Origin of the sequence: Virgisporangium aurantiacum (assembly GCF_016863635.1) — a bacterium.
GTDB lineage: Bacteria > Actinomycetota > Actinomycetes > Mycobacteriales > Micromonosporaceae > Virgisporangium > Virgisporangium aurantiacum.
The window spans coordinates 26,305-52,250 of the sequence record NZ_BOPG01000009.1; the positions used below are offsets into that span (position 1 = coordinate 26,305).

General features: G+C 71.2%; 32 protein-coding genes, 1 tRNA gene and 1 pseudogene. 14 read left to right on the forward strand and 20 right to left on the reverse strand.

What is annotated here, in order from left to right:
• Window positions 1-4: 4 nt before the first annotated feature.
• Window positions 5-802: an integrase core domain-containing protein gene (locus Vau01_RS63205; protein ID WP_275423919.1), complete on the forward strand. Its 798-nt coding sequence runs from the start codon at window positions 5-7 to the stop codon at window positions 800-802.
• A gap of 103 nt (window positions 803-905) precedes the next feature.
• A pseudogene (locus tag Vau01_RS05845) lies at window positions 906-1,599 on the forward strand (site-specific integrase); the annotation flags it as partial.
• 155 nt (window positions 1,600-1,754) lie between these two features.
• On the opposite strand, the gene Vau01_RS05850 reads toward Vau01_RS05845, so the two are convergent.
• From Vau01_RS05850 to Vau01_RS05875, 6 genes are all read right to left on the reverse strand, one after another.
• Window positions 1,755-1,828 (reverse strand) — tRNA-Ala (locus Vau01_RS05850).
• 79 nt (window positions 1,829-1,907) lie between these two features.
• Entirely contained in the window at window positions 1,908-2,675 is a 768-nt protein-coding gene (sepX, locus tag Vau01_RS65165; RefSeq protein ID WP_373320195.1) for a divisome protein SepX/GlpR, read from the reverse strand.
• A 181-nt stretch (window positions 2,676-2,856) separates the two neighbouring features.
• Entirely contained in the window at window positions 2,857-3,498 is a 642-nt protein-coding gene (locus Vau01_RS05860; RefSeq protein WP_203988115.1) for a GNAT family N-acetyltransferase, read from the reverse strand.
• A 3-nt stretch (window positions 3,499-3,501) separates the two neighbouring features.
• Window positions 3,502-4,743 (reverse strand): molybdopterin molybdotransferase MoeA, encoded by a 1,242-nt coding sequence (locus Vau01_RS05865; RefSeq protein ID WP_239151341.1) that lies wholly within the window; start codon window positions 4,741-4,743, stop codon window positions 3,502-3,504.
• A gap of 10 nt (window positions 4,744-4,753) precedes the next feature.
• Window positions 4,754-5,647 carry a UTP--glucose-1-phosphate uridylyltransferase gene (locus Vau01_RS05870; RefSeq protein ID WP_203988117.1) on the reverse strand — a complete coding sequence of 298 codons (894 nt, stop codon included), beginning with the start codon at window positions 5,645-5,647 and terminating at the stop codon, window positions 4,754-4,756.
• 10 nt (window positions 5,648-5,657) lie between these two features.
• The gene (locus Vau01_RS05875; RefSeq protein WP_239151343.1) at window positions 5,658-7,661 is read right to left on the reverse strand and encodes a GGDEF domain-containing protein; all 2,004 of its coding nucleotides are present in this window, start codon (window positions 7,659-7,661) and stop codon (window positions 5,658-5,660) included.
• 140 nt (window positions 7,662-7,801) lie between these two features.
• On the opposite strand from Vau01_RS05875, the gene Vau01_RS05880 reads away from it, so the two are divergent.
• Together Vau01_RS05880 and Vau01_RS05885 are read left to right on the forward strand one after the other, a co-directional pair.
• Window positions 7,802-8,323: a 5-formyltetrahydrofolate cyclo-ligase gene (locus Vau01_RS05880; RefSeq protein WP_203988119.1), complete on the forward strand. Its 522-nt coding sequence runs from the start codon at window positions 7,802-7,804 to the stop codon at window positions 8,321-8,323.
• Window positions 8,324-8,437: 114 nt separating this feature from the next.
• The gene (locus tag Vau01_RS05885) at window positions 8,438-8,776 is read left to right on the forward strand and encodes an FmdB family zinc ribbon protein (RefSeq protein WP_203988121.1); all 339 of its coding nucleotides are present in this window, start codon (window positions 8,438-8,440) and stop codon (window positions 8,774-8,776) included.
• On the opposite strand, the gene Vau01_RS05890 is transcribed toward Vau01_RS05885, so the two are convergent.
• On the reverse strand, window positions 8,773-8,928 hold the full coding sequence (locus tag Vau01_RS05890) for a hypothetical protein (protein WP_203988689.1): 156 nt from the start codon (window positions 8,926-8,928) through the stop codon (window positions 8,773-8,775). The two genes, Vau01_RS05885 and Vau01_RS05890, sit on opposite strands and share 4 nt — an antisense overlap.
• 34 nt (window positions 8,929-8,962) lie before the next feature.
• On the opposite strand from Vau01_RS05890, the gene Vau01_RS64550 reads away from it, so the two are divergent.
• On the forward strand, window positions 8,963-9,487 hold the full coding sequence (locus tag Vau01_RS64550; RefSeq protein ID WP_203988123.1) for a hypothetical protein: 525 nt from the start codon (window positions 8,963-8,965) through the stop codon (window positions 9,485-9,487).
• Here the strand turns inward: Vau01_RS64550 and Vau01_RS05900 are convergent, their stop codons facing one another.
• Window positions 9,488-10,000, reverse strand: coding sequence for a DUF2231 domain-containing protein (locus Vau01_RS05900; protein ID WP_203988125.1), 513 nt, complete (start codon window positions 9,998-10,000; stop codon window positions 9,488-9,490). It lies immediately after the preceding gene.
• Between the two features lie 109 nt (window positions 10,001-10,109).
• Between Vau01_RS05900 and Vau01_RS05905 the strand changes: the two genes are divergently transcribed.
• Together Vau01_RS05905 and Vau01_RS05910 are read left to right on the forward strand one after the other, a co-directional pair.
• Window positions 10,110-10,520 carry a Fur family transcriptional regulator gene (locus Vau01_RS05905; RefSeq protein ID WP_203988127.1) on the forward strand — a complete coding sequence of 137 codons (411 nt, stop codon included), beginning with the start codon at window positions 10,110-10,112 and terminating at the stop codon, window positions 10,518-10,520.
• A gap of 10 nt (window positions 10,521-10,530) precedes the next feature.
• The gene (locus Vau01_RS05910; RefSeq protein WP_203988129.1) at window positions 10,531-11,355 is read left to right on the forward strand and encodes an oxygenase MpaB family protein; all 825 of its coding nucleotides are present in this window, start codon (window positions 10,531-10,533) and stop codon (window positions 11,353-11,355) included.
• Window positions 11,356-11,469: 114 nt separating this feature from the next.
• Here Vau01_RS05910 and Vau01_RS05915 read toward each other — a convergent pair whose 3' ends face one another.
• From Vau01_RS05915 to Vau01_RS05955, 9 genes are all read right to left on the reverse strand, one after another.
• Window positions 11,470-12,303 (reverse strand): RecB family exonuclease, encoded by an 834-nt coding sequence (locus Vau01_RS05915; protein ID WP_203988131.1) that lies wholly within the window; start codon window positions 12,301-12,303, stop codon window positions 11,470-11,472.
• 33 nt (window positions 12,304-12,336) lie between these two features.
• A complete protein-coding gene (locus Vau01_RS05920) occupies window positions 12,337-13,167 on the reverse strand; it encodes a PHP domain-containing protein (RefSeq protein WP_203988133.1) in 831 nt (276 codons plus the stop codon).
• 10 nt (window positions 13,168-13,177) lie between these two features.
• Window positions 13,178-14,350, reverse strand: a complete 1,173-nt coding sequence (locus Vau01_RS05925; protein ID WP_203988135.1) for a hypothetical protein — start codon at window positions 14,348-14,350, stop codon at window positions 13,178-13,180.
• Window positions 14,347-14,898 carry a SigE family RNA polymerase sigma factor gene (locus tag Vau01_RS05930; RefSeq protein WP_239151344.1) on the reverse strand — a complete coding sequence of 184 codons (552 nt, stop codon included), beginning with the start codon at window positions 14,896-14,898 and terminating at the stop codon, window positions 14,347-14,349. Before Vau01_RS05930 ends, Vau01_RS05925 begins: the two co-directional genes overlap by 4 nt.
• Window positions 14,899-14,993: 95 nt before the next feature.
• Window positions 14,994-16,049 (reverse strand): PH domain-containing protein, encoded by a 1,056-nt coding sequence (locus Vau01_RS05935; RefSeq protein ID WP_373320196.1) that lies wholly within the window; start codon window positions 16,047-16,049, stop codon window positions 14,994-14,996.
• Window positions 16,050-16,117: 68 nt separating this feature from the next.
• Window positions 16,118-16,276, reverse strand: coding sequence for a hypothetical protein (locus Vau01_RS05940; protein WP_203988137.1), 159 nt, complete (start codon window positions 16,274-16,276; stop codon window positions 16,118-16,120).
• 109 nt (window positions 16,277-16,385) lie between these two features.
• Entirely contained in the window at window positions 16,386-17,045 is a 660-nt protein-coding gene (locus Vau01_RS05945) for a DUF6758 family protein (RefSeq protein WP_308440438.1), read from the reverse strand.
• Window positions 17,046-17,082: 37 nt separating this feature from the next.
• On the reverse strand, window positions 17,083-17,706 hold the full coding sequence (locus Vau01_RS05950) for a TrmH family RNA methyltransferase (RefSeq protein WP_203988138.1): 624 nt from the start codon (window positions 17,704-17,706) through the stop codon (window positions 17,083-17,085).
• A gap of 31 nt (window positions 17,707-17,737) precedes the next feature.
• Complete coding sequence (locus Vau01_RS05955; protein WP_203988140.1) at window positions 17,738-18,193, reverse strand: hypothetical protein; 456 nt, start codon at window positions 18,191-18,193, stop codon at window positions 17,738-17,740.
• Between the two features lie 305 nt (window positions 18,194-18,498).
• Between Vau01_RS05955 and Vau01_RS05960 the strand changes: the two genes are divergently transcribed.
• Window positions 18,499-18,996, forward strand: coding sequence for a hypothetical protein (locus tag Vau01_RS05960; RefSeq protein ID WP_239151345.1), 498 nt, complete (start codon window positions 18,499-18,501; stop codon window positions 18,994-18,996).
• Window positions 18,984-19,856, forward strand: a complete 873-nt coding sequence (locus tag Vau01_RS05965) for an MFS transporter permease (protein WP_203988141.1) — start codon at window positions 18,984-18,986, stop codon at window positions 19,854-19,856. Before Vau01_RS05960 ends, Vau01_RS05965 begins: the two co-directional genes overlap by 13 nt.
• Here Vau01_RS05965 and Vau01_RS05970 read toward each other — a convergent pair.
• Window positions 19,799-20,179, reverse strand: coding sequence for a thiol-disulfide oxidoreductase DCC family protein (locus Vau01_RS05970; protein ID WP_239151346.1), 381 nt, complete (start codon window positions 20,177-20,179; stop codon window positions 19,799-19,801). The two genes, Vau01_RS05965 and Vau01_RS05970, sit on opposite strands and share 58 nt — an antisense overlap.
• A gap of 116 nt (window positions 20,180-20,295) precedes the next feature.
• Here Vau01_RS05970 and Vau01_RS05975 point away from each other — a divergent pair, with 116 nt between their 5' ends.
• Genes Vau01_RS05975 through Vau01_RS05990 form a run of 4 tightly spaced genes read left to right on the forward strand, consistent with a single transcriptional unit; the run spans window position 20,296 to window position 23,511 of the window.
• A complete protein-coding gene (locus tag Vau01_RS05975; protein WP_203988143.1) occupies window positions 20,296-20,661 on the forward strand; it encodes a thioredoxin family protein in 366 nt (121 codons plus the stop codon).
• A 56-nt stretch (window positions 20,662-20,717) separates the two neighbouring features.
• A complete protein-coding gene (locus Vau01_RS05980; protein ID WP_203988144.1) occupies window positions 20,718-21,773 on the forward strand; it encodes an Rv2578c family radical SAM protein in 1,056 nt (351 codons plus the stop codon).
• A 27-nt stretch (window positions 21,774-21,800) separates the two neighbouring features.
• The gene (locus Vau01_RS05985; RefSeq protein WP_203988145.1) at window positions 21,801-23,096 is read left to right on the forward strand and encodes a sensor domain-containing phosphodiesterase; all 1,296 of its coding nucleotides are present in this window, start codon (window positions 21,801-21,803) and stop codon (window positions 23,094-23,096) included.
• A 10-nt stretch (window positions 23,097-23,106) separates the two neighbouring features.
• Entirely contained in the window at window positions 23,107-23,511 is a 405-nt protein-coding gene (locus Vau01_RS05990) for a CoA-binding protein (protein WP_203988146.1), read from the forward strand.
• Here Vau01_RS05990 and Vau01_RS05995 read toward each other — a convergent pair whose 3' ends face one another.
• On the reverse strand, window positions 23,512-24,387 hold the full coding sequence (locus Vau01_RS05995) for an SDR family NAD(P)-dependent oxidoreductase (RefSeq protein WP_203988147.1): 876 nt from the start codon (window positions 24,385-24,387) through the stop codon (window positions 23,512-23,514).
• Between the two features lie 152 nt (window positions 24,388-24,539).
• On the opposite strand from Vau01_RS05995, the gene Vau01_RS06000 reads away from it, so the two are divergent.
• The gene (locus Vau01_RS06000; RefSeq protein WP_203988148.1) at window positions 24,540-24,992 is read left to right on the forward strand and encodes a DUF4190 domain-containing protein; all 453 of its coding nucleotides are present in this window, start codon (window positions 24,540-24,542) and stop codon (window positions 24,990-24,992) included.
• On the opposite strand, the gene Vau01_RS06005 is transcribed toward Vau01_RS06000, so the two are convergent.
• On the reverse strand, window positions 24,986-25,924 hold the full coding sequence (locus Vau01_RS06005) for an HpcH/HpaI aldolase/citrate lyase family protein (RefSeq protein ID WP_203988149.1): 939 nt from the start codon (window positions 25,922-25,924) through the stop codon (window positions 24,986-24,988). The two genes, Vau01_RS06000 and Vau01_RS06005, sit on opposite strands and share 7 nt — an antisense overlap.
• Window positions 25,925-25,946: the final 22 nt, after the last annotated feature.

Here is a 25,946-nt window from a genome sequence, read left to right on the forward strand (position 1 = left end):
CCTGATGGCGCACCGGCTCGTCAGCCCGGCCACTATCCTGGCCTGGCACCGCCGGCTGGTCGCCCGGCACTGGACATTCCTGAACCGGACCGGCCGGCCGCCGCTCGACCCGGCCGTTGCCGACCTGGTCGAGCAGATGGCCCGGGACAATCCCGGCTGGGGCTACCAGCGCGTCCAGGGCTTGTTGCGCGGCCTCGGCCACCGGATCAGTGCCTCGACCATCCGCCGGATCCTCAAACGACTGGGCATCCCGCCGGCACCAGCGCGCCGCGACCACACCACGTGGCGGCGCTTCCTGACCAGCCAAGCCTCGACCATGCTGGCCTGCGACTTCTTCCACGTCGACTGCGCCCTGACGCTGCAGCGCCTGTACGTGTTCTTCGTCCTCGAGGTCGGCAGCCGCTACGTACACATCCTCGGTGTCTCTCCCAACCCGGACGGGGCATGGACCGCCCAGCAAGCCAGGAACTTGCTGATGGAGCTCGGCGGACGCGCCGACCAGTTCAAGGTCCTCATCCGGGACCGAGCGGGCAAGTTCACCGACACCTTCGACGCCGTGCTCGCCGACGCCGGCATCACCGTCTGCAAGATCCCACCGCGCAGCCCACAGGCGAACGCCTACGCGGAGCGATTCGTCGGCACCGTACGCAGCGAGGTCACCGACCGCCTGCTCATCGTCGGCGAGCAGCACCTCCGCCGAACACTCGACGAGTACGTCCGTCACTACAACCGCCGACGCCCGCACCGATCCCTCGATCTCCAGCCGCCACGACCCGACCGCCCGCCCGTTGACTTGACCTAACCAGCGGATCAAGCGCCGCCCAATCCTCGGAGGTCTCATCACCGAGTACGAACGAGCCGCATAACAACCAGCTCATCGGGCACGAGACGGGTTTTGGAACCCCGCCCTCGAACCCGAGAACCTCGAAGGCGTCCGTGCGGCGATCCGCCAGTGGCAACAGCCCACCCCGGGCAAGCCGGGACCTCGGCACACCGGCGACCTGGCCGACGTCGTCGACCTCATGCTCGCCCACCGGCGCCCGAATCGGTGAAATCCTGGCCGTGCGGTGGGAAGACACCGACCTCGCCGCCGAACACCCGACCCTGACCATCTGCGGCACCATCGTCTACCTCAAAGGCAAAGGCTTCTTCCGGCAGAACTGGACCAAGAGCGACGCCGGCTACCGAACCGTCATCCTGCCCCGGTTCGCGGTCGGGATGCTACTGGCCCGCAAGCTCACCGCCGCCGACAACCCCCACGATGCGATCTTCGCCTCCCGACGCGACACCTGGCTGTCCCCACACAACGTGCGCCGCCAGTGGCGCCAAGCCCGCGCTTACACCGACCTCGAATGGGTCACCCCACACACCTTCCGCAAGACCGTCGCCACCCTCATCGACAACGAGGCCAACACCGAAGACGCCGCCGCCCAGCTCGGGCACGGCAGCAAGGAGATCACCAAGAAGCACTACATCGTCAAACCCGCCCTCGCCCCCGACAGCTCCCACATCCTCGAACAGCTCGGCGCGAGCCCGACGACCGGCGGTCGAGCGCCGCGACCGTGGGCCGTCCCGGGCCGCGTAGACACGCACGGATGAACGCCTGACGGCCCGCAGCGCGGACAGACCCATTCCGGCCGAACGAACGTGGCCGCGCCCAGGCGTTGTGGGGGGTTTTCGGGGGGTGGTTCAAAATCGCATAGTCAAACTTAAGGCCCTGACCGGCGTTTCTGCTGGTCAGGGCCACGATTATGTGGAGCTGAGGGGATTTGAACCCCTGACCCCCTCGATGCGAACGAGGTGCGCTACCGGTCTGCGCCACAGCCCCTAAAGCCCACATCACAACGATCAGCGGACCGGCAACAAGGCTAACAGGCCCTGCGGCCACCCCGCGAACGGGTTCCCCCTCACTCGTTCACGGCCCGGCGCCAGCCGGTGTCACCGCCGAGGTCGCGGCCCAGCCGGCGGGCCTCCTCGCGGGCCTCCAGCTGCCGCTCCAACAGTTCCCGCCGCTGGGCCGCCCGCCGGGCCTGTTCGCGCCGCACCGCGGCCTGCCGACGTTCGACCCACGCCTCGTACTGCTGCTCGGCCCGCCGGTGCCGCTGCTCCAACAGCGAACGGTTCCGCAGGTTGACCACGAACGCCACCAGCAGGAACCCCGTCACCGAGACCCCGATCCAGAAGCCCGGGGCGGCAAGACAAGCCAGCACGGAGAACACGGCCGTCAACAGAACGAGGAGAAGCAGGGTCCGCCGGCGGCGGCGGATCGTGCGCAACCGGGCCGCACGGCGGGCACCCGCAGAAGAGGCAGAACGCATAGAAGACGCAGAACGCATAGAAGACGCAGAACGAGCAGAAGAAGCAACCGCAACGGGACGGCGGGCGCCAGTCCGCACCGGGGACGGAAGGGCGGCGAAGACCGCGGCACCGGCGGCGAACGCGGCTGCGCTGGCTACCTGGCGGGCGAGGACCCGGGGTGGGTTCATCGGGCGGCGGCCCGGTACTGTGCGGCGGCGTCGGGGATGTTGCCAACCGGCGCGGGTCAGAACCCGCGCCGTCGACATCGCCCGCTCCGCCACCAGGCGTTCCGTGGCGTCGTACCGGCGAACGAGCGCCGGGGCGAGCGCGAGAAGGCCGGCCGCGGCAAGGACGGCGAGGAGCACCGAGGTCGGCACCCTCACCCCTCTCAACCGAGCGCCGGCGATCCCGCACCGCCAGCGCATGAACCCAACGATCACCGAGGTTAAGGGTCCGGTGACGCAAATCGGGCGCGCCACGCGCACCCGTTGCATCGTCAAGGAACAAAGCGCATGTGAAACCGCTCAAAGTCGCCCAAACAGGGCATAACCGAAGGCCCTAAGCGGGTGTGCGGACCCGGTGCCAGCGGGCCAGCAGGCCACCTTCGGCCGACACGTCCTCGGTGGTCATCGCGTAGCCGATGTGGTCGCGCCAGGCGCCGTCGATGTGCAGGTAGCGCGGGTGGTAGGCCTCCTCCCGGAAGCCGAGCTTCTCCACCACCCGTCGCGACGCCTTGTTCTCCGGCCGGATGTTCACCTCGATGCGGTGCAGCCCGCCGGCGCGGAACGCGTGGTCGACCGACAGCGCCAGCGCCGTCGGGATCACGCCGCGACCGGCGACCGCCGCGTCGACCCAGTAACCCGCGTACGCCGAGCAGAACGCCCGCCGCACGATGTTGCCCAGGGTCAGCTGCCCGACCAGCCGCTCCTCGCCGTTCTCGACGTAGCAGACCGCGAACGGCATGGCCGCGCCCTGCCGCGCCGACCGGCGCAGGTCGGCGTAGACCGCGCGGAAGGAGCCGGGCGAGTTCAGGTCGTGCCACGAGCCGTACGGAGTGGGCTCCCACTGCGCCAGCCACTTCTCGTTGCGCCGGCGCACGTCGGCCCAGGGCTGCGCGTCGGAGCGCCGGTACGGCCGGAGCACCACCGGACCGTCGGTGAGCACCACCGGCCACCCCGGCGCACCCGCGCCAAACAGCATCGTTTACCGCCGTCGATCAAGCAGAAGAACGTCGACCGTGGACCCGGCCGCGGCGGTGACCACCCGTTCGCCGAGCACCATCAGGGCATTCGCCTTGGCCAATCCTGACAGCGTATACGGGCCGCCGGCCAACGGCGCCACGGTGTACCCGCCGCCCCGCCGTTCGGCGACGTGCGCCGGCCGGAACTCGCGCAGGCCGGCCGGCGACGAGACGGTCTCCAGCAGGTGCGCCTTCACGCTGGGCCGGAACACCGGGTCGGCGCCGGCCAGCACCTGAATGATCGGACGCGCGAGCACCTCGAACCCGACCAGCGCCGCACCCGGGTCACCCGGCAGGCACACCACCGGCACCCCGGCGGCGCCGCCGACCGTCCCGAAGCCCAGCGAGCCCGACGGGTACAGCGACACGTCGGTGAACTCGACGTCGCGGCGCGACAGGATCCGGCGCACCATGTCGCCGGGGCCGGTTCCGGTCCCGCCGGTCGTGATGATCAGGTCGGCCCGCAGCGTCTGGTCCTCCAGCAGGCCGCGCAGGCCCTCCGGGTCGTCGTCGCAGATGCCGATGCGGTATGCCAGCGCACCGGCCTCGGCCGCGGCGGCCGTCAGGGCGTGCGAGTTCGCGTCGACGACCTGGCCGGGCTGGCTGGTGCGGCCGACCTCGACGAGTTCGTCGCCGGTGGCGAGCAGCACCACGCGCGGACTCGGACGCACCACCAGGTGCCCGATTCCGGCGGCGGCCAGCATCGCCACCAGCGCGGGCGTGATGTAGGTGCCGGAGCGGGCCAGCAGTTCCCCGCTCTGCAACTCGTCACCGGCCCGACGCAGGCCGCTGCCGCGTTTACCGGCCCGGTACACCTCGACCACGGCCATGCCGCCGTCGGTGTCGTTCGTGGGCACCACGATGTCGGCGTTGCCGGGCAGGGCGGCACCGGCCGCGATCGAGAAGCAGGTTCCGGGCGTCAGCCGCACCGGCCGCCAACTCGACGCGACCAGGTCGCCGATCACGTTGAGACGCACCGGCCGGTGGCCGGACGCGTCGAGCAGGTCGTCGAGCCGGGCGGCGTAGCCGTCGGCCGCGGCGTGGTCGAACGCGGGCAACGGCCCGGGTGAGCGCACGTCTTCGGCCAGGACGTTTCCGTACGCCTGGTTGAGCTCGAGGTCCAGCGGCGGCAGCGGCCGTACGGCGCGCAGAACCGACGCCAGGTAACTGACGAGCGGCGTGCGCGTCTCGGCGAGCAAGGTCAACAGTTCTCCGTCACAGTTCCTTGCCGACGAACTCAACCAGCCACTGTCTGAAGGCCGGCCCGATGTCGGCCCGTTGGCATGCCAGTTCCACCACCGTCTGGAGGTAGCCGAGCGGCATGCCGGTGTCGTAGCGCACCCCGCCGTACACGATGCCGTGCACGGGTGCGCCCTCCTTGAGCATCAACGCCATGGCGTCGGTCAGCTGGATCTCCCCGCCACTGCCCGGGCCGATTCGGCGAAGCGCGTCAAAAATCTCGAACGGCAGGATGTACCGGCCGATGATCGCCAGGTTGCTCGGCGCGTCCTCCGGCGACGGCTTCTCGACCATGCCGGTGATCTCCACCGCATTGCCCTCGGCCCGGGAAACCGAACAGATCCCGTACCGGCTCACCTCGTCCTTACCGACCTCCAGCAGCGCGATCACGATGCCGCCGGTGCGGGCCTGCAGGTCGAGCATCTCGTTCAGCAGCGTGGCGTCGTCCATGAACTCGTCGCCGAGCAGCACGGCGAACGCCCCGCCACCCACGTGCGACTCGGCGAACGACACCGCGTGCCCGAGGCCGAGTGCCTCCCCCTGCCTGATGGAGTGGATGGCCGCGAGTTCACTGGGACGTTTCACCGCCGCCAGGCGCTCGTCGTCGCCCTTCTCGGCGAGACGTTGTTCCAGGTCTGGCCGGCGGTCGAAGTGGTCGACCATGGCGGTCTTACCCCGCCCGGTGACCAGCAGGACGTCGGTGATCCCGGCAGCAGCGGCCTCCTCCACGATGTACTGGAGCACCGGACGGTCGACGACCGGCAGCAGTTCCTTGGGGACGGCCTTCGTCGCCGGCAGGAAACGGGTGGCCAGACCGGCGGCGGGGATGACAGCCTTGACTGCTCGGCCGGAGGTCGTGGTCTGTGGCATGCCCGAAAGGCTAACCGCCGAGAACCCGCTGTGCCGGTTGCACACCGCGGGACACACCGGTAACCGGTACTGCTGGATCGCCGACAGGCACCTCCGGACGCCGAGCGGGGATCGCCAGACCGGGTGGACGGCGGGCGTCGGCGGTGCGGCACGCGTCCCGTCCCGCCGCTTTCGCCGCGTAGAGCGCGATGTCCGCGGCCTCGAGCACGGCGGGCCCGGTTGCCCCGTGCTCGGGGTACACGGCCACCCCGATCGACACCGTGACGTTGATCATGTGGTCGCGGGCCCGCACCGGCGTGCCGCGTACCTCGGTGGCCAGGCGGCGGGCCAGCGCCGACCCGCCGGCCGTGTCGGTCTCCGGCAGCAGCACCACGAACTCCTCCCCACCGCGCCGGAACGCCACGTCGACCTCCCGGGTCACCGCCCGGATCCGGCGGCCGATCTCGACCAGCACCAGGTCGCCCACGGCGTGGCCGTAGGTGTCGTTGACGTCCTTGAAATGGTCGAGATCGAGGGCCACCACCGCGAGCGTGCGGCCGAACCGGGCCGCCCGTTCCAGCTCGCGGCGCAGCGATTCGCGCAGGTACCGGTAGTTGAACAGGCCGGTGAGCGGATCCGTGAGCGACAGCCGCTGGGCTTCCTCGTGCAGTCGCACGTTGTCCAGCGCGATCGCCGCCTGCGCCGCGAACGTCGTCAAAGTGGAGACGTCCGTCTCGTCGAAACCGTCCGGGCCGACGCGGTCGTAGAGCGCGAGGACGCCACGATGCGGTTCGGTCATGGCCTCCTCCATCGGCGTCACCGGCTCCGGGACGGCCACCGGCACCGCGACGAACGTGGTGCCCCGGGGTTCGGCCGGCGAGGACCGCGGATCGGGGAACCGGCCGCAGGCCGGCACGCCGTTGTCGGCGACCATGCCGAGCAGTCCTTCGCCCGGCGCGAGCCGCAGCCCGGCCAGCGCCGGCGACCCCGGCACCGCACCCACCGCACATTGCGCCACCAGCATCCCGGTCGCCGGGTCCAGGAGCAGCACCACGCCGGCCTGCGCGCCGGTCGCCGACCGCGCCGAGTGCAGCGTGACGTGCAGGATCCGGGCGACGTCGTGGGTGCCGCTCAGGGTGTCGCCGAGCAGGGCGAGGTGGTTGCGCAACTGGTCGCGACTGGCGGTCAGGGCCCGGACGTAGCCGCGCATCTCCTGGGTCATCCGGTTGAACGTGTCGCCGAGCCGGCCGATCTCGTCCGGGCCGACGTGCAGCACGCGGGTGTTGAGGTCGCCGGCGGCGACGCGTTCGGCGGCGTGGGCCAGGTCGGCCAGCGGCCGGGTGGTCGACCGGGCGAGCCACCAGGCAGCGGCCAGCGCCACCACGGCGGCCGCGGCGACCACCAGTCCGAGCAGCGCGTACAGGCGGTTCAGCGAGGTCGGTGCGGTGCTGATCAGGAGGTCGAGCGGCTGGCCGTCGCCGGGTTCGAGATGACGGTTCAGGCCGGTCGAACCGGCACCGCCGACACGGACCGAGACCCCGCCGGCCGCGGCGAGGGCCTGCAGCAGCGCGTCGTCGACGGGCGCCGTGGCCTGCGCGTATCCGAGCAGCGTGCCGGCCTGGTCGCGCCGCTCGACGCGGACGCCGAAGGCGGTGACACCGCCGACGCCCGGCGCACCGCCACCGACACCGCCGCCACCGGCGGCACAGTCGGCCCAGGCCGCCGGCGCGGGTGGACCGGCGACCGCCGTCACCGCACCGCTCGCGTCGACCACCACGATGCTCGTCGCGCCCGCCGCGACCACCGGCGCGCGCCCCTCGGCCGCGAGCAGTGCCGCGGCGGTGGCGGCCGACTCCAGCCGGTCGCAGCGGGCACCCAGTTCGGCGCGGACGGCGCTCGCGGCGGCGGCCAGGCGGTCGTCGGCCCGGTCGCGCGCCAGTTCGGTCGCCGTGATACCGACGAACACGGCAGCGAGCAGCACCGGCCCGAGCACCACCCCGAGAAAGGTGACGGTCAACCGGGCGCGCAGCGTCACGGTCCTCTCCTCCCCGGGGGCGTGGGGCTGTTCGTCCTCTGTATCCGATGCTGTCACAAAGTGTGAGGCCTTGAAGTCGGACAGTAAGGAGCGTTGTGTCAAATTTCAGCCCATCGGGGGTTGCGCCGGCCAAACCACCCATGCGTGCGGCGCTGCTCGCGGCTCGCCTGGCCGTGCCCGGCCCGGAGCGGCGGCGTCGCGACACCGCGATCGCCGCCGCGCTCGCACCGCTCGCGCGTGGAGTGGTCGCGGCTTTCGTCCCGCTTCGGCAAGAGCCAGGAGACGTAGAGACGTTCACCGGCGTACCGCGCCTACTCCTACCGGTGGTCCGTACGGACAACGACCTCGACTGGGCCGTCTTCGACGGCACGCTGGCGCCGGGGCGGTTCGGGTTGTCGGAGCCCACCGGTACCCGGCTGGGCGTCGAGGCCGTGCTGGGCGCCGACCTGCTCGTGGTGCCCGCGCTGGCGGTCGACGCCCGCGGTGGACGGCTGGGCCGTGGCGGCGGCTCCTACGACCGGGTGCTGGCCCGGGTGGCCGGCGTCGTACCCGCGCTGGCGGTGGTCGACGAGGCCGAGGTGGTGGCCGAGGTGCCGATGGAGCCGCACGACCGGCCGGTGCAGGGGTACGTCACGCCCGCTGGCGTCCACTGGATCTCGTGAGCCGCTCCCGGCCCGCACCCGGACCCGACTGGACGATTGGGCGGTTCATGACGCACCATTGGCACTCGAAGTCCCGGAGTGCCAGTACCGTGTGCAAGCCTGTGGAGGGTTTTCGTGCCGACCTACCAGTACGCGTGCACCGCGTGCGGCCACCAGCTCGAAGCGGTCCAGTCGTTTTCGGACGACGCGCTCACCGAGTGCCCGGAGTGTGAGGGGCGGCTCCGCAAGGTGTACTCCGCGGTCGGCGTTGTCTTCAAGGGCTCCGGCTTCTACCGCACCGACTCCCGCAACGGCGGGAAGTCCGGCGGGTCGAGCAAGCCGGCCGAGAAGTCCGAGTCCGGCTCCGAGTCGAAGTCGGAGTCCAAGACCGAGACGAAGACCGAAACCAAGACCGAGACGAAGTCGTCGGCGAAGTCCGACTCGTCGTCGAAGAGCCCTGCTCCCGCCGCCTAGTCCCAGTGGGGCGGGCGCTCGGCCAGCAGCCGGTCGTCGTTGCGCTGGGCGTGCTCGCCCCAACCCGCGTCGGTGTCGTCGGAGGTCTGATCCGGCAGGATGACGAACTCCTCGGTCAGCTGGACCTCACGGTCCTCGTCGTACATGCCCACGTGTGCAGAGTAGCGCCGCGATAGGTTGGCGCTGATGAGCGCGAACGACGAAGCCTGGCGCCGCCCGTCGGGCCAGCCGGGCAACCAGACCCCGAGCGGGCCGGCCGCCTCCGAACCACCACCGCGTCCGCTGCCGGCACCCCGGCCGGAAGACAAGGTGTGGGCCCGCCCACCCGCTGGCCAGGCGATCCCTGCCGGCTCAGCGAGCTCGGCCGGCGGCGCCGGCTCGCCCAGCGCAGCCGGATCAGCCGGCCCTGCCGGCGCGGCCGGCGGATCGGCCGGCGGATCAGCCGGTGGGGGATCCGCGAACGGCGCGGGGCCGGCGACCCCGGCAATCCCGGAGTACGCCGGCCCGCCCCGCTCGAACCCGCCACCGGCCGCGTGGCGCCCGCCGATCGTGGCCGAACCACCGCCGCCGGGCACGCTCCCCGAGCAGGACCACGACCGGATCGACGTGGAGGAACAGGCCGCCCGCACGCTGACCACCGGCATCGGCCTGGTGGTCGGCGCCCTCTGCCTGGTGCTCCTGCTGGTCCTCTGCGCGAGAGCGCTGTTCTAGCTACTTGCCGTCCCAGACGGCCTTGGCACCGCTGTCGCCGGTGCGGAACACGTAGTAGATCGACACCGCTGCCAGCACCGTCACCACCCCGGCGAGGATCCACTTCAGGATCGGGTTGGTGCGCCAGGCCGGTCCGCTGGTGACGGCGGTACCGACGGCGGCGATCCGCGGCGCCACCACGTACACCAGCGCGAGCGTGGCGACGCCCAGCGCGATGGTCCAGTACAGGGTCATGGTCCCGAACGACTGGTGCTCCTCGATCACCGGGATGAAGCCCTCGGTGATATTGCCCCGCGCCAGGCCCCGGTCGAAGAACGCGTCGCCGGACAGCTTCGCGAACAGGGCCGACCCGGGCGCGACGACCGCCAACGCGGCCAGGATCCACCGGAGGTGCGGCCGGATCAGCGGGACGAACGCGTACCCGATCGCGGCGAGGGCCAGCAGCGGGACGAAGACGACGGCGGCGTGCACCAACAGGGGGTGCATGGGAATTCCGTTGAACTCCTCGAACACGGGGGCCTCCTCGGTCGTCGTTGATCGCGCAATCAATTCAGCCTACGGATCATCGGTGAGAGCGGTTCAAATCTTGTCGGTCCGGTGACCTTCGTGATGCGATTGCGAGATGCACGGCGAGCGCCTTCTTCGCGACCGCGGGTTACGGGTCACCCGGCCGCGACTGGCTGTGCTCGCGGTGCTCACCGAGTGCCGCGCCCACCTCGACGTCGAAGAAATCACCGCCCAGGTCCGCGAGCGGCTCGAGTCGGTGTCCGTCCAGGCGGTTTATGACGTTCTGGGCGCCTTGACCGCGGCCGGGCTGGCCCGGCGGATCGCGCCGGCCGGCGGCCCGGCCCGGTACGAGGCACGGGTCGGTGACAACCATCATCACCTGGTATGCCGCAAATGCGGGCAGATTACCGACGTTGACTGCGCCACCGGCGCCGCTCCCTGCCTCGACCCGATCGAGGCGGCCGGATTCCTGGTCGACGAGGCCGAGGTCACCTACTGGGGTCTCTGCGCCAACTGCCAGGGATAACGTGGAAGCCATGGGCGACCTCGGACTGTTCGGCCCCGGCTCGGTCACCTGGCGGGTGCACGGTGAGCCGATCCTCATCGTGGCCGGCCTGCGCGCCCTGCTCCTGCAGTCGCTGCACCCCCGCGCCCTGGCCGGCGTGGTGCAGAACTCCGACTTCCGCACCCGCCCCTGGCACCGGCTGGAGACCACGGCCACCTACGTGGTCACCGTCAACTACGGCACCACCGCCGACGCCGAGAAGGCCGGCCGGAACGTGCGGTACATCCACAGCAAGCTCCACGCCACCGACCCGCGCACCGGCGAGCGCTTCCGCCTCGACGATCCCGACCTGCTGAGATGGGTGCACGTGGTGGAGCAGGAGTCGTTCCTCGACGTCGCCCGCCGGTCCGGCGTGAAGCTGACCGACGACGAAGCCGACGGGTACTACCGCGAGCAACTACGCGCCGCCGAACTGGTCGGCCTCGACCCGGCGACGGTGCCCGCCAGCCAGGCCGAGGTGGCCGCGTACTACGAGAAGATGCAGCCGCAGCTGGCCACCACCCGCGACACGGTGGAGTCGATGCTGTTCATGGCCGTGCCCCCGATGCCGTTCGGCCTCGGCTGGACGCCGCTGCGCGGCGTCTACACCGGCGTCGCCGCGCTCTCCCTCGGCCTGCTACCGGCGTGGGCCCGGCAGCGGTACGGCCTCCCCGGCATCGCCGCCACCGATCCGGCCGCCTCCCTCCTGATCCGGCTGCTCCGGGCGAGCCTCAGCACGATCCCGCGCCGCCTGATCGAGGGCCCGATCTACAAGGGCGCGATGGCCAGAGCCCGCGCCGCCGGCCACCCGGTCTGACCCCGACACCCGCCCGCCGACACCCGCCGACCGCCGCCGACCGCCGCCGACCGCCGCCGACCGCACGCGGCCAGCCCGCCGACCGCAGCATGGCCGCACGCGAACAGCCCGCGCCTAACCCTGCGACAGCGCGGCCCAGGGCTCCTTCGCCGGTGCCGCGGAACTCCCCTCCGGGCAGTTCCGCCGGAAGTCGCACCATCCGCACAGCGGCCCGGGTGCTGGCGGGAACGCCTCGTCGATCGGGTCGCCGTCGGCGCGGCGCTTCTCGGCGGCCATCACGTCCTGGGCCGTGGCTTCGGAGCGCCGGAGGTGGCGCGCCAGCGACTCCTCGGTGTGCTCGTGGGCGGCGACCGTGCCGCTGGGCAGGTGGTGCAGCTCGACCCGGCTGCACGCCCGGCGGAACGTGCGCTGCGCCGAGTACGCGTACAGCGCCAACGCCCGGGAGCCCCGCGCGTCGTCGCCGGTGGGCTGGAAGCGGCCGGTCTTGTAGTCGACGATCACCAACTCGTCGCCGCGCCGGTCGATGCGGTCGACCCGGCCCGAGAGGGCGAGCACCGGCGTGCGGGTGGCGACCGTGCGCTCGACGCCGACCGGATCGTCGGCCGGATCGGCCTCGGCCAGGTAGGACTCGAGCCAGCCCAGCGCCCGCCGGAACGCGGCCCGCTCCTGCTCGCCGTCTTGATACCCCTCGCTGACCCAGGTGGCCTTCAGCAGCGTGGGCAACGCCGCCGGCGTGCGCCGCTCGGCCGGCAGCCCGTACCAGTTCTTCAGCGCGGTGTGCACGCTGGCGCCGAGCGAGTTGTGCGCCCACGGCGGACCCTTCGGCGGCGACGGCCGATCGACGTACGTGAACCGGTACCGGCGCGGACAGTCTTCGTACGCGCCGAGCTTGCTCGGCGTGCACGTGAAGAGCCGGGGCGGGGCATCGAACAGACCGGGTTGCTGCACGTGGCCATCCTGCCACCGAGGTACGACAAGAAATCAGGACGCCGCCGCCAAAAGGCGTTCGTACTGGTCGGGTGCGGTGGTGCAGGCGCCGAGGCGCACGGTCTTGTTCGATCCGTGGAAATCACTCGATCCGGTGACCAGCAGCCCGAGGTCGCCGGCCAGCCCACGAACGTGTTCCCGCTCGGCCGGCGAATGATCCTCGTGGTCGGCCTCCAGGCCGTCGAGCCCGGCCGCCGCCAGTTCCGCGATGAGCTCGTCGGGGACGGTGCGACCGCGCACGGTCGCCCGCGGGTGCGCGAACACCGTGACCCCACCGGCCGCCCGCACGAGCGCGAGCGCCTCGAACACATCAAGATCTTTCTTTGGGACGCGGTACCGCGCGCCGAGCCACTCCGACTCGAACGCCGCCCGCACCGTGGGCACCAGCCCGAGCCGGACGAGCGCGCGGGCGATGTGCGGCCGGCCGATGCTGCCGCCCGCCGCGTCGACCTCGACCTCGTCCCACTTCACGTCGACCCCGTCGGCGCGCAGCAGTTCGACCATCCGCTTCGCCCGGATCTCCCGCGACTCCCGCACGCCGGCCAGCGCCGCGGCCAGTTCCGGATGCGCCGGATCGAACAGGTACCCGAGCAGGTGCAGCGAGATCGGCGGATCGACCGCGTACCAGCGGCAGGACAGTTCCGCCCCGCGAACCAGCGTCAGGCCGGGCGGCAGCGCCGCGGATGCCGCGTCCCAGCCGGCCGTGTTGTCGTGGTCGGTCAACGCGACGACGTCGAGGCCGGCCCCGGCGGCGGCCCGCACCAGGTCGGCCGGCGCCAGCGTGCCGTCGCTGACCGACGAATGGGTATGCAGGTCGATGCGCACCCGCTCAAAGCTACTGGCTGACGATCAGCGAAAGCCCGGGGACCTTGTACTCGACGGCCTTGTCGGGCGCGAACGGCGAGAGGACCACGACGCCCGTCGACGTGTGCAGCGCGACGGTGTCGCGGTCGAGCCAGGCGGCGTCGGACCCCACCCGGTCGACGCTCCACTTCACCTGCGCACCCGTGCGCCACCCGGCGAGCAGGTCGACCATCTGCGCCTGGTGCTCGTCGGCCACCACCAGCCACCGCCCGGACGGCGACACCCAGCCGCGGGTCGGCGCCCGGTCGATGTAGTGGCACGCCTCGGTGTCCAACGTGAGGGTGTTGATCCGCGCGAGCCCCAGGCACACCCGCTTCTCGACGCGCTTGGCGACGACGAGCTCGGAACTGGCCCGCCCCCCGTAGACGGCGAAGAACGTCGCCCACGTCGGCACGTAGTCGCCCCGGTCGGGGAACCACAGGTCGTGCCGCTCCGGGCCGGTCGACCCCGGCTCTGCCGGCCCGGAATCGGCGAGCAGCACCGCGTCACCGACGAACCCGACCGGGCGGCCGGCCGCCGGCCGATCGGTCTCGACCGGCTGCACCGTGGCCGCGATCGGCGCGACCGGCACGGCCGTCTCCCGGTAGTACATCTTCGATCCGGCGAGCCAGGCCATCCGGCCCTCCCCGTCGGTCGAGACGGCCACCGAGCGCACGTTGTCGAGCACCATGATCGGCGCACCGGAGCGCTCGTTGACGTACCAGGCGCGCTGGTCGCCATCCTCTCGACCCTGCTCGACCACGACGAAGCCGTCGCCGGCGCGCTGCACCTGGGTGACGTTCCCGCTCGGCAACCGGACCGATCGCCCGCTGCGCAGGTAGAGCCACTGCTCCTGCACGTAGTCGACGGGCAGGTCGGAACTTGACGGCGGCATCGGCGACGACACGGCGACGTACTCGCCCGGCGCGGCCAGATCGGTGCCGGTGCTGTAGTCCAGCGGCTTGGGCGCGCCGCCGACCACGACCACGAACCCGGCCGTGACGACCGCGCACAGCACCACGGCGGCGGCGAGACCGCTCAGCCGCCGCACCCGGTACGCCCGACCCCGCGCGATCGCGCGCTCGGCCAGGGCACCGACGTCGGGTCCCGGCCGGTCGACGCGTTCGCGGAACGCGGCGCTGAGGGCGTCTTCCAGGGCGGTCACCGCACGGCACCACCCGGAGCGAGTTCCTTGCTCCCGAACCGGCTGGCGGCCGGTTCCAGGCCCTCTTCGGCCATCCGGCGGCGCAGCGCGGCGAGTGCCCGCGCGCCCTGGCTCTTGACCGTGCCCACCGAGATGTCGAGCAGGCGGGCGGTTTCGGCCTCGGTGAGATCTTCGTAGAAGCGCAGGACGAGCACCGCCCGCTGCCGCGGCGGCAGCCCGAGCACGAACCGCCAGAGCAGGTCACGCTCGGCGCGCTCGTCGGCACCGTCGGTGCCGCTGGTCTCCGGCAGCGAGCCGGTCGGTTTCTCGCCGTGCCACCGCCGCCGCCACCAACTGGTGGCCGTGGTGACGAGCACCCGCCGCGCGTACGGCTCGACCGCGTCGATCGTGCCGAGCCGGAGCCACGCCAGGTAGGTCTTGGTCAGCGCGGTCTGCAACAGGTCTTCGGCATTCGCCCAGTCTCCGGTCAACAGGTACGCCGTTCGCAGCAGTGCGGCCGAACGGCTGGATACGAATTCGCGGAACTGCTCATCGATCCGGTCCGCCACCGCGACCCCTCCCCCATCCGAGCACGCCCAAATATCAGACGCTCGAAGGGGGGTGTTTGGTTGTGACGCATTGTCGACTGTGTTCGGGATGTGACTCAGGTGCCGTCGTCGATGACGTCCTGCGCACCGGCGAGCCGGGCCTCGACGGCCTCGGGCTCGTACATCTCCTCGACAATGCGCAGGTAGAGCTCGTTCGGGCTGGGCAGATGCGGAATGCTGCGCAGCGCCTGATCCTGACCGGCCGACTCCAACTCGAACGTGCCGTAGTTCAGCAGCCGCCCGAGCGCGCTCTGGACGTACTTCATGTCGGTTACGCGCTGTAGCGGCATCATCGCGACGTTCCGGGTGACGACGCCGGAGACGACCATCACCCGCTTGTTGGTGAGAATGAACCGGTCGAACCACCAGTCGACGATCTTCCAGGCCGCCCACACGATGACGCCGAGCCAGGCCAGCACGAGGAACCCGGCGATCTGGTTGGCCGCGTCGATGCGGGACAGGTATCCCGCCAGCAGACCGACGACGATCGTGACGCCCGCGGCGATGCCGACCTCCTTCGCAAGCTGGATCGGGTGCCGCTTCCACTCGCCCCGGAACTTCTCGGTGGGGAAGAGGTACCGCTGCACGAGCGTGCTCGCTTCGTCTTCCAGCGGCACCACCCGCCGGCTGGTGACCAGCGGCGTGCTGCCGCCGCGCAGGCCGCCGAGTTCCTCCTCGGTGATCGGCTCGCCGACCACGAACGAGCCGTCGACGTGCGACTGGCGGGCGCCGTACCGGGCGGGATCGTCGTCGAAGTCGGGAAAGTCCTGGAACGCCGTCGGCTCGTCGTCGAACGACGCGCCGCGGCCGCGGTAGCCGCCGGCGGGCATGAGGTCGTCGTCATCGTCGAAGGCGCCACGGCCGCGGCGGGCGGGATCGGGTGCCGACGCGCTGCCGACCGCCGGGCTGACCGGCGTGGCTGGTGGTTCCCCGTGGCCGCCGGTGCGCCGGGGGCTGGGCCGCGGACGGTCTCGCCGGGGTTCCGCGTCGGGCGGCACCTCGGCGGAGGCCGACGGCGGGTCGACGGGATCGAAGTCGGCGCCGGGGTTACCGGCCGGCTCGTCTGCGGCGGCGTGCCGACCTCGCTCGCCCTGGAATCGCGCCCGGGGGATCGGTTCGGTGTCGCGGTCGAAGAACGGAGGGTCCTCGCCGTCTCCGCGCGAGCCCTGATCAGCCATAGCTAGCTGACGAGGCTGGTGAAGAAGTTGGTGAACCCGTCAGCGAGATCGGCGAGCCCGCTGCCGATCGACTTGGCTACCTGGGCGGCCGACTCGGGCCGGTACGCGACGAAAAAAACCAGGAACGCGATACTGCCCCAGGTGAGGATTTTCTTGACCATCCCCGGTCCCATCCCTCCCCACGGCTGACGGATGTACCGCCGCGGACACTCAGCGTATCAGTCGGACGCCTTTGGGTGAATTGTGCTCGCGACAAACGGTCCGACGCATCTACACCGCACCGTGAAGATACGGCGAGGGCGCTCCGTACACCAGTTGGCCAGGCAGCGTGTCGACGAGGTCGACGAGCGTGAGATCTTCTGCGAGCAGGTACCCCGCACCGGCCGGCCAGGCCACCAGGTAGAGCCAGCAGCCCTTGGCCTCACCGACGTGGGCGCAGCGGTCCTCGGCCGACTTCACCGCCCACAACGACGCCGGCCAGCCGGCCGCCCGCACCTTCGCGTGCGGGGTGCCGTTGAGTTCGCTCGCCACGAACGGGCCGGGGTCGGCCCCGGGGATGCCGGCCAGCCGCGTACCGAGGCCCACACCGGGCTCCTCGGCGATGATGAGCAGATCGGCCGGGCCACCGTGCAGGGGCGCCGGGCCGCTGCAGGCGACGATGCTGCCGCGCACCCCGTTGCGGTCGTCGCCGACCCAGCCGACGCCGGTGACCACCCAGCCCGGCGGCAGTGGCCACGGACACCACAGCGGCGCTGTCTTGTCGGAGGCCGCCATGCGGCCCCGCACCGTCTCCACGATCTCGGGGCCGATATGCACAGGAACGTGCAACGGGAGCACCGCGCCGTCGACGTCACACCGCCATTCGGTGTGCATCATGTCGGGCGGTCGCACCGAACCACCGCATCGTGGACAGCTCACCGAGACGCCCATCCCACTACGGTGCGTTGCCGAACCACTGCGCGTCAACCTATTCGGGTGGATCCGCGTGTGCCTGAATCCACGCGTGCATCGCGATCCCGCTCGCGACACCGGCGTTGATCGATCTTGTGGACCCGTACTGCGCGATCGAATACAACTCGGTGCACGCGGCCCGGGCCGGGCCGGACAGACCGGGTCCTTCCTGGCCGAACAGCAGCACGCACCGGCGTGGCAGGGCGTGCCGCTCCAGCGGTTTGGAGCCCGGCAGGTTGTCGATTCCGAGCACCGGCAGACCCTCCGCGGCCGCCCAGGCGACGAACGCCTCGATCGTTTCGTGGTGCCGCACGTGCTGATAGCGGTCGGTGACCATGGCCCCGCGCCGGTTCCACCGCCGCCGGCCGACGATGTGGACCGCACGCGCGAGGAAGGCGTTCGCCGTGCGTACGACGGTGCCGATGTTGAAGTCGTGCTGCCAGTTCTCGATGGCCACGTGGAAGTCGTGCCGGCGTCCGTCGAGGTCGGCCACCACCGCGTCGTGCCGCCAGTACCGGTACCGGTCGACGACGTTGCGCCGGTCGCCGCCGGCCAGCAGTTCCGGGTCGAAGCGCGGATCGGTGGGCCAGGGCCCCTCCCACGGGCCGACGCCGACCTGTTCCTCCACGGGGGCCTCCATGGAGGCAAGGTACAGCGCCCGCCCCGGCGGTTCAGCCGGCCAGGGCCTGCTCGAAGTCGTCGAGCAGGCACGCCTGCGACGTGCCGACCGGATCGTCTGCCATCGGCTCGGCCGCCGCCTCACCGACGCGCCGCACCCAGGCCCGGTACGCCTCCGCCTCGGCGGACGGGACCCGCTGGGCGAGCACGAAACCCGCGCGGACGCACTCGTCCTGCACGCAGTAGCCGGTGTCGGCGGGCGGTTCGACGGTGGCGAAGATCGCCGTCGCCACCTCGCGGACGAGCCCCGCGGGCGCCACCCGGGCGTGCGCGATCGTGGCCAGGCCGGCCAGGCCCGCGCTGACGGGCGGGGGATCGATCGGTACGGCCAGCACCGCCGCGAGCACGCGGGACGGCAGGCGGACCAGCAGCGCCCAGTCGCCGGGCGCCAGCGACGTGGCGAATCCCAGCCGGAATCCGGCGTTGGTAGGCGTGGGCTGGCTCCACATGGTGACCTCCCAGGTGGAGCATATGCCCGCTATTCCCTGAAGAGGAGGTACCCGGATGTTTTACCCCGGACGCAATGAGCGGCGGGGCCCTCCCCGGCACCCGCCGCCCACGCTCTGTTAGCGACTAGTTTGGCGGCTCCGCGACGGTACGTGAAGAGACGGGCGTCACATTTACCAAACAGAGATCTTCGTTTGAGTGTGGAAACGCTCCCAGATGCCGCGGAAAATGCACGTGCAGCTACTTTCCGTAATCCCGTGCACGTGCATTCGCACGTATCGCACACGGGCGGTATAGGGTGCGCGCGATGACCCAGGCCACCACCGACCCCGAATCGCCCGGCGAACCGCCCATCGGGTCGACAACCGGGCACGATCTGCTCTCGCCGCGCGGTCGCACCCTACGGATGGTGATCACCGCCGTCGGCCTCGCGGTGCTGCTCGCGGGCACGCTGTTCGGCACCGACGACCACTTCCCGTTCGGCCCGTTCCGGATGTTCGCCACCACCGACGCGTGGAGCAAGCCGATCTCGATCGCCCGGGCCCAGGTCGTCGACGTCGACGGGCGCACGATCGTGCTCACCGAGGCGAACAGCGGCGTCCGGCGGGCCGAGGTCGAGGGTCAGCTCGACCGGTTCCGCCGGGAACCCGCCGCGCTCGCCGGCCTGGCCGACGCCTACCGCGCCCACAACCCGTCGGCGCCGAAGGTGGCCCGGGTGGCGGTGGTGCTGCGGCATCACGAGATCAGCCGGTCCGGGCCGACCGGGCACTACACCGACGAGGTGGTGGCCGAGTGGACCGCGTGATCCGGTGGCTCACCGAGCCGGTGCCGAAGGGCCGCATCGCCGCGTTCCGCACGGTGGTGTACCTGTTCGTGGCCGCCGACATCACGTTCTTCACCGGCTGGGTGCGCGCGCACGCCGGTGTGCCCGGCGACCTGTACCGGCCGCTGTTCGTGGCCCGGGTGCTGCACCTGCCGGTGCCCACGCGCGTCATCGTCCTCTCGATCTTCTGGATCCTGCTGGCCGCGGCCCTGGTGGCCGCCAGCGGCCGGGCCCACCGGCTGCTCGGCTGGCCGATCTTCCTGCTCTATTTCGAGTGGATGATCATCGCGATGAGCTACGGCAAGGTCGACCACGACCGCTTCGGGCTGCTCGTCGCGCTGGCGGTGCTGCCGACGGCCGGCCCGGCCCGGCACGGCGACCGGACGCTCACCGAACGCGGCGGCTGGGCGCTGCGCATGACCCAGTTCGGCGTGATCGCGGCGTACTTCCTGGCGTCGTGGGCGAAGCTGCGCTTCGGCGGCATCGGCTGGCTCACCGGCGCCACGCTCACCCGGGCCGTGGTGCGCCGCGGCACGTGGTTCGCCGACGAACTGGTGAAGATCCCGAACCTGATGGTGGTGAGCCAGTTCGGGATCATGGCGTTCGAGCTGTTGAGCCCGCTGGTGTTCTTCCTGCCGCGGAAGTGGCGGCTGCGCGCGATCGGCGGCTTCTACGCGTTCCACGTGATGGTGATGGCGACGATCACGATCTCGTTCCTGCCGCACCTGGCCGCGATGACGAGCTTCCTGCCCCTGGAGAACGTGCGCCCGATCGCTCGCGTGCGTCAGCTGGTGGCCGGCGGCCGGACGGCGCAGGCGGCGGTGCCACCCGGCAACCGGTGACGGTTGCGCGCCACCCAGCGGTAGACCGGCCACGCCAGCCAGGTGACCGGGCGCAGGCCCAGCAGCATGCCCGCCGGCCGCCAGACGCGGCGCGGGCTGGTGCGCAGCAGCCGGGCGATCGCCACCGGCCCGGCCAGCACCGGCCGGCCGGGTTCGACCCACTGCACCGCGTCGGTGGCCGCGGCCTCGGTGACGCCCAGCACGTCGAGGTCGGCGAACTGCCACGGCGTGATCGTCGCCCGGGTCGGGATGAACCGCTCGATGAACCGGACGCACGACGAGCAGAACGAGCAGTCGCCGTCGTAGAGGAAGGTAGCGGTCACCGGGCCATTGTCCATCGAAACGAGGCACCTGCGGGAGTGAGTCCGCGCACCGTGGGAATGCTGATGGCGGTCGGGGTCGTTTGTGCCCATGACTTCTTCAAGAATCGGAGCACTCCATGGGAACCGTCACCATTACCGCCGAGAACTTCGCTGAGACGGCCGGCGGTGAAGGGATCACTCTGCTCGACTTCTGGGCCACCTGGTGCCCGCCGTGCCGTCAGTTCGGTCCGATCTTCGAGCGCGTCTCCGAGAAGCACCCCGACATCACCTTCGGCAAGATCGACACCGACGCCGAGCAGTTGCTCGCCGGTGAGTTCAACATCCGCTCGATCCCGACCGTGATGGCCGTGCGCGACGGCGTCGTGGTGTTCCAGCAGGCCGGCGCGCTGCCGGAGCGGGCCCTCGAGTCGCTGATCGAGCAGGTGCGCGGCCTCGACATGACCGAGGTCAAGGCCAACGCCGAGGAGCACAGCAACAAGTAGGCGGGCCTCCGGCCAGGCGACTTGCGACTCCTTCGCACACGTGTTCGAATACCCCGGTGCGTTGGGATCAACTGCTGCTCGACCCTCCTCCGAGCGGCGATCATGCCGGGGAGAGCAAGCCTCAGCTTGCTCTCCCCGGCACCGTTCCCGGCGCCACCGTCCGAACGTTCGACACACCCGAGTTCCGGGGGATGACCTTCTACGAGGTCCAGGCAAAGTCGATCATCAATCGGGTGCCGGCCTCGTCGCGCATGTTCTTCGAGTACACGATCAACCCGTACCGGGGCTGCAGCCACGCCTGCGTCTACTGCTTCGCCCGGAACACCCACACCTACCTCGACCTCGACGCCGGGCACGACTTCGACTCCAAGATCGTCGTCAAGGTCAACGCGCCCGCGCTGGTGCGGCGGGAACTGGCCGCGCCGAGGTGGCGGGGCGCCCACATCGCGATGGGCACGAACGTCGACTGCTACCAGCGCGCCGAGGGCCGCTACCGGCTCATGCCCGGCATCCTCGCGGCGCTGCGCGACTTCGGTAACCCGTTCTCCGTCCTCACCAAGGGCACGCTGATCCTGCGCGACCTCGACCTGCTCGTGTCGGCCGCGCAGCACACCGAGGTCGGCCTGGCCGTCTCGGTCGGCTCGGTCGACGAGGCGCTGTGGCGCACGGTCGAGCCGGGCACGCCCGGCCCGCGGCGCCGCCTCGGCGTGGTCGCCAGGTTGAGTGCCGCCGGCTTCGCGGTCAGCGTGCTCATGGCGCCCGTGCTGCCCGGCCTCAGCGACTCCGACGAGCAGATCGACAGCACCGTCCGCGCGATCGTCGCGGCCGGCGCGGCGAGCATCACGCCGCTCGCGCTGCACCTGCGTCCCGGTGCCCGCGACTGGTACCTAGGTTGGCTCGGCCGGCACCACCCGCACCTGCTGCCCCGGTACCGGGAGCTGTACGTGCGCGGGTCCTATCTGGCGTCGGCCTATCAGAACGAGCTCAGCGAACGCGTCCACCGCGCCGCCCGGCGGCACGGCCTGGCACCGAAAACGCCCCGGGCGGCCCGGATGCCACCCGCATCAGGTGGTGAACCACAACCGAGTCACACCCAGTTATCCCTGCTCTAGCCCGCTCCGCCAACCGAGTAGGAGACCATGTCGACATCGTCAGGCACCGTCGGGGTCATCGACCCCCCGCGTACGTACTCCGACGTCGCGCAGGTCATCGACGACCGCGCCGTCTGGACGGTGTTCCAGCCGATCGTGCGGCTCGACACGCGCGAGGTCATCGGGTACGAGGCGCTCAGCCGCGGCCCGGCCGGCACGCGCTGGCAGGATCCGCTGGCGATGTTCGCCGCCGCCCGCGCCATCGGCCGCGCCGGTGAGCTCGACTGGATCTGCCGGGCCAAGGCCCACCAGGGCGCCGCGGCCGCCGGGCTGAGCCCGCACCTGGTGCTGTTCGTCAACGTCGAGCCGAGCACGCTGCGCGAGCCGTGCCCGCCCGATCTGCTGTCCGCGTTCGTACGCACGCACGACCGCGTGATGATGGAGTTCACCGAGCGCGATGTCGCCGCCGATCCGGCCGCGCTGCTGATGGCCACCGCCGGGCACCGGGCCGCCGGCCACGGCGTCGCGCTCGACGACGTCGGCGCCGAACCGGCCTCGCTGGCGCTGATGCCGTTCGTGCATCCCGACGTGGTCAAGCTCGACCTGCGGCTGCTGCACAACCCCGACTCGCCGCAGACCGCCCAGGTGGTCAACGCGGTGATCGCGCACGCCGAGCGCACCGGCGCGCTGATCCTGGCCGAGGGCATCGAGCGGGAGGCGCACCTCGCGCTGGCCCGGTCGATGGGCGCCACGCTCGGGCAGGGCTGGCTGCTCGGCCGCCCGGCGCAACTGGCACCGGCGCTGCCGTACGTGACCCGGCCCGCTCCCACGCGTCCCCTGCAGATGCCCGCGCCGGCCGACGCCGCCGCCTCCGCGCGAACGCCGTTCGAGATCGTGGCCGGCGGCCGGCCGGCGGCGCGCACGTCCAAGCGGGCGCTGCTCACCACCACGCGGTACCTGGAGTCGAAGGCGGCCGACGCCATCGACCCGCCGGTGCTGCTCACCTGCTTCCAGGACGCCGTCCGGTTCACGCCGGCAACCGCCCACCGGTACTCGGTGCTGGCCAAGGAGTCGCCGTTCGTGGCGGCGTTCGGCGTCGGGCTCGGCGCCGAGCCCGTGCCGGGGGTGCGGGGCACCGCGCTCGGCGCCGACGATCCGCTCCGCGACGAGTGGAACGTGATCGTGGTCGGCCCGTACTTCAGCGCCGCGCTGGTGGCCCGCGACCTCGGCGATTCCGGCGCCGACCGGCACCGCCGGTTCGAGTACGCGATCACCTACGAGCGGCCGCAGGTGCTCGCCGCCGCCCGCGCTCTCCTCGGGCGCCTGGAGCCGGTGGCGACGTAATGTTGGCGACGTGAGAAGCGCCCGCGACATCCTCTCCGACGCGTTGACGATCGCGGTCGTCGGCGCGTCGCGGTACCCGGAGAAGACCGCGCACGCGGTGCCGTACCAGCTGCTCAAGCACGGGTGGCGGGTGATACCCGTCAACCCGTACGTCGAGGAGATCTGGGGCGAGCGGTGCTACCCGGTGCTGGCCGAGATCCCGGAACCGGTCGACCTGGTGAACGTGTTCCGGCCGTCGGCCGACGCCACCGACGTGGTGCGGCAGGCGATCGAAATCGGCACCAAGGCGGTGTGGCTCCAGCAGGGCATCTTCTCGCCAGACGGCCGCCGGATGGCCGAGGCGGCCGGCATCGACTACGTCGAAGACACCTGCACGGCCGTGGTGCGGGCCTCGTACAACCTCTCGCGCCGCTAGTCAGTACTGGTACTGGGCCTCGCGGACGCTGTTGCCGCCGTCGATCACCAGCATCTGCCCGGTGATGTACGACGCACTGGGCGAGCACAGGAACGCGATCGTGGCCGCCACCTCGTCGGGCGTGCCCGGCCGCCCCATCGGCGTCCCGTAGCCCTGCTTGAGCTCGACGAGCGTCGACGCACCGGTGTGGATGATGCCCGGCGCCACCGCGTTCACCGTGATGCCGTCGGCGACCAGTTCCATCGCCAGCGCCCGGGTGAGCCCGACCACGCCGGCCTTCGCGGCCGCGTAGCCGGCCTCGGCCGGCAGCGCGTTGACCGGTCCGGCGGTGGCGGAGAGATTGACGATGCGGCCCCAGCCGTGCTCGGTCATGCCGCCCACGAACGCCCGGCTCACCAGGAACGCGGTGCTCAGGTTGCGGTCGATCTCGGTGCGCCACTCCTCGTAGCTCAACTGGGCGACCGGGCGCACCACCTCCGGGCTGGCCTTGCTCGCCAGCCCGGCGTTGTTCACGAGGATGTCGACGGTGCCCAACTGCTCGGTGATCGCGTCGGCGAGGGCGCCGACCTCGGCCTCGACCGTGAGGTCGGCCACGAACCCGGTGACGCCCAGCTCGCCGGCCCGCTCGTGGATGCGCCGCGTGGTGGACACGATCGCCACGTTTGCACCCATTCCCCGCAGCCGCCGCGCGGTGGCGTACCCGATGCCGTCGGGGCTGCCCGCGCCGGTGACCAGGGCCGTGCGACCGGTCAGACGCTCCGGGAACGAGTCGCCGAAGGCCTCGTCGGGGCTCGTGGCGCCGGCACCACCTTCCACGTTGCTGCCGGTGGGGACGGAACGCAGGTTGGGTCGCCTGGTTCGAGGGTCGGAAACCATAGGCCCGATCCTGCCTGGCGTTCGGAGCCGGAGCAACGACAACGGGTACGAAACACCCGCAGTGCAATTGCCTGGCGCAACGGGGGACACCGGTAGGTGGTGCCGGCGGGCTACGCTGGCCCGCAGACTCCTTCGATTCGCGAGGCATTGACATGTCGTATGGGCAGCAGCAGGGCGGTTGGCCAGACCAGTCGTGGCCGAACCCGAACAACCAGCCCTACTCCGACCCGGGCCCGAACTACCAGGGGTACCCGGGTTACCCCGCCTCGGCCGTTCCGGCCAGCCCGGGGTACGGGTACGGCTACCCCACGCCCATGCCGGTCCGCCAGACGAACGGTCTGGCCATCGCGTCGATGGTGGTGTCGCTGGCGAGCATCGTCATCTGCGGCTTCCCCGCGATCGTCGGCGCGATCATGGGTCACGTCGCCCGCAAGCAGATCCGCGAGCGCGGTGAAGACGGCGACGGCATGGCGCTCACCGGCGTGATCGTCGGCTGGATCGTGTTCGCGCTCTCGATGATCGGCGTCGCTCTCTACGTCATCCTGGTCGTGATCGCGGTCGGAACGGCCAGCACCTACGAGCCGAGCCCGTACTCCACCTACTGAGGCTCAAAACGTGATCCGCGCGTGAGGCCGGCCGCCCGGCCTTTCGCCGCGATCACGAGCGCCATCTTGCGCGACGCCTCGTCGATCATCTCGTCGCCGAGCATCACCGCGCCCCGCCGCCCGCCCGCCTCCGACGTGTAGTGCTCGTACGCGTCGAGGATCAGTTCGGCGTGGTCGTAGTCCTCCTGCGCGGGCGCGTAGATCTCGTTCGCCGCCTCGATCTGGCCCGGGTGCAGCACCCATTTGCCGTCGAAACCGAGCGCGGCCGAGCGCTTGGCCACCGCGCGGAACCCGTCGACGTCGCGGATCTGCAGGAACGGGCCGTCGACGGCCTGCAGGTCGTGCATCCGGGCGGCCATCAGGATCCGCATCAGGATGTAGTGATAAGGATCACCGGGGTAGTCGGGGATCAATGCGCCCACGACCAGCGATTTCATGTTGATCGACGCCATGAAGTCGGCCGGTCCGAAGACGATCGTCTCCAGGCGTGGCGACGCGGCCGCGATCGTGTCGACGTTCACCAGCCCGGCCGCGTTCTCGATCTGCGCCTCGATGCCGATCCGGCCCACCTCCAGGCCGACCGCCTTCTCGATCTGGGTGAGGAACAGATCGAGCCACTGCACCTGGGCGGCGTCCTGCACCTTCGGCAGCATCACGCAGTCGAGGTTCGGGCCGGCGCCCTCGACCACCTCGACCACGTCGCGGTAGGTCCACTCGGTGGTGAGGTCGTTGACCCGCACCACGCGCGCCTTGCCCGCCCAGTCGCCCTCGTTGAGCGCGGCCACGATGTTCTTCCGCGCCGCCGGCTTGGCCAGCGGCGCCACCGCGTCCTCGAGATCGAGGAAGACCTGGTCGGCCGGTAGTCCCTGGGCCTTGCCGAGCATTTTGACGCTGGAGCCCGGCACGGCCAGGCACGAACGGCGGGAGCGCATCTGTCTATCTTGCGCCAGTACC

Excerpts from the sequence above, each read along its gene's own strand:
- Vau01_RS05955 (WP_203988140.1), bottom strand. The coding sequence starts at position 18,193 with ATGTGGAGCCAGCCCACGCCTACCAACGCCGGATTCCGGCTGGGATTC.
- Vau01_RS05910 (WP_203988129.1), top strand. The coding sequence starts at position 10,531 with ATGGGCGACCTCGGACTGTTCGGCCCCGGCTCGGTCACCTGGCGGGTG.
- Vau01_RS05975 (WP_203988143.1), top strand. The coding sequence starts at position 20,296 with ATGGGAACCGTCACCATTACCGCCGAGAACTTCGCTGAGACGGCCGGC.
- Vau01_RS05880 (WP_203988119.1), top strand. The coding sequence starts at position 7,802 with ATGCGTGCGGCGCTGCTCGCGGCTCGCCTGGCCGTGCCCGGCCCGGAG.
- Vau01_RS05995 (WP_203988147.1), bottom strand. The coding sequence starts at position 24,387 with ATGGTTTCCGACCCTCGAACCAGGCGACCCAACCTGCGTTCCGTCCCC.
- Vau01_RS05870 (WP_203988117.1), bottom strand. The coding sequence starts at position 5,647 with ATGCCACAGACCACGACCTCCGGCCGAGCAGTCAAGGCTGTCATCCCC.
- Vau01_RS63205 (WP_275423919.1), top strand. The coding sequence starts at position 5 with ATGGCGCACCGGCTCGTCAGCCCGGCCACTATCCTGGCCTGGCACCGC.
- Vau01_RS05905 (WP_203988127.1), top strand. The coding sequence starts at position 10,110 with ATGCACGGCGAGCGCCTTCTTCGCGACCGCGGGTTACGGGTCACCCGG.
- Vau01_RS05960 (WP_239151345.1), top strand. The coding sequence starts at position 18,499 with ATGACCCAGGCCACCACCGACCCCGAATCGCCCGGCGAACCGCCCATC.
- Vau01_RS05940 (WP_203988137.1), bottom strand. The coding sequence starts at position 16,276 with ATGGTCAAGAAAATCCTCACCTGGGGCAGTATCGCGTTCCTGGTTTTT.
- Vau01_RS06005 (WP_203988149.1), bottom strand. The coding sequence starts at position 25,924 with ATGCGCTCCCGCCGTTCGTGCCTGGCCGTGCCGGGCTCCAGCGTCAAA.
- Vau01_RS05985 (WP_203988145.1), top strand. The coding sequence starts at position 21,801 with ATGTCGACATCGTCAGGCACCGTCGGGGTCATCGACCCCCCGCGTACG.
- Vau01_RS05950 (WP_203988138.1), bottom strand. The coding sequence starts at position 17,706 with ATGGAGGCCCCCGTGGAGGAACAGGTCGGCGTCGGCCCGTGGGAGGGG.
- Vau01_RS64550 (WP_203988123.1), top strand. The coding sequence starts at position 8,963 with ATGAGCGCGAACGACGAAGCCTGGCGCCGCCCGTCGGGCCAGCCGGGC.
- Vau01_RS06000 (WP_203988148.1), top strand. The coding sequence starts at position 24,540 with ATGTCGTATGGGCAGCAGCAGGGCGGTTGGCCAGACCAGTCGTGGCCG.
- Vau01_RS05860 (WP_203988115.1), bottom strand. The coding sequence starts at position 3,498 with ATGCTGTTTGGCGCGGGTGCGCCGGGGTGGCCGGTGGTGCTCACCGAC.
- Vau01_RS05945 (WP_308440438.1), bottom strand. The coding sequence starts at position 17,045 with ATGGGCGTCTCGGTGAGCTGTCCACGATGCGGTGGTTCGGTGCGACCG.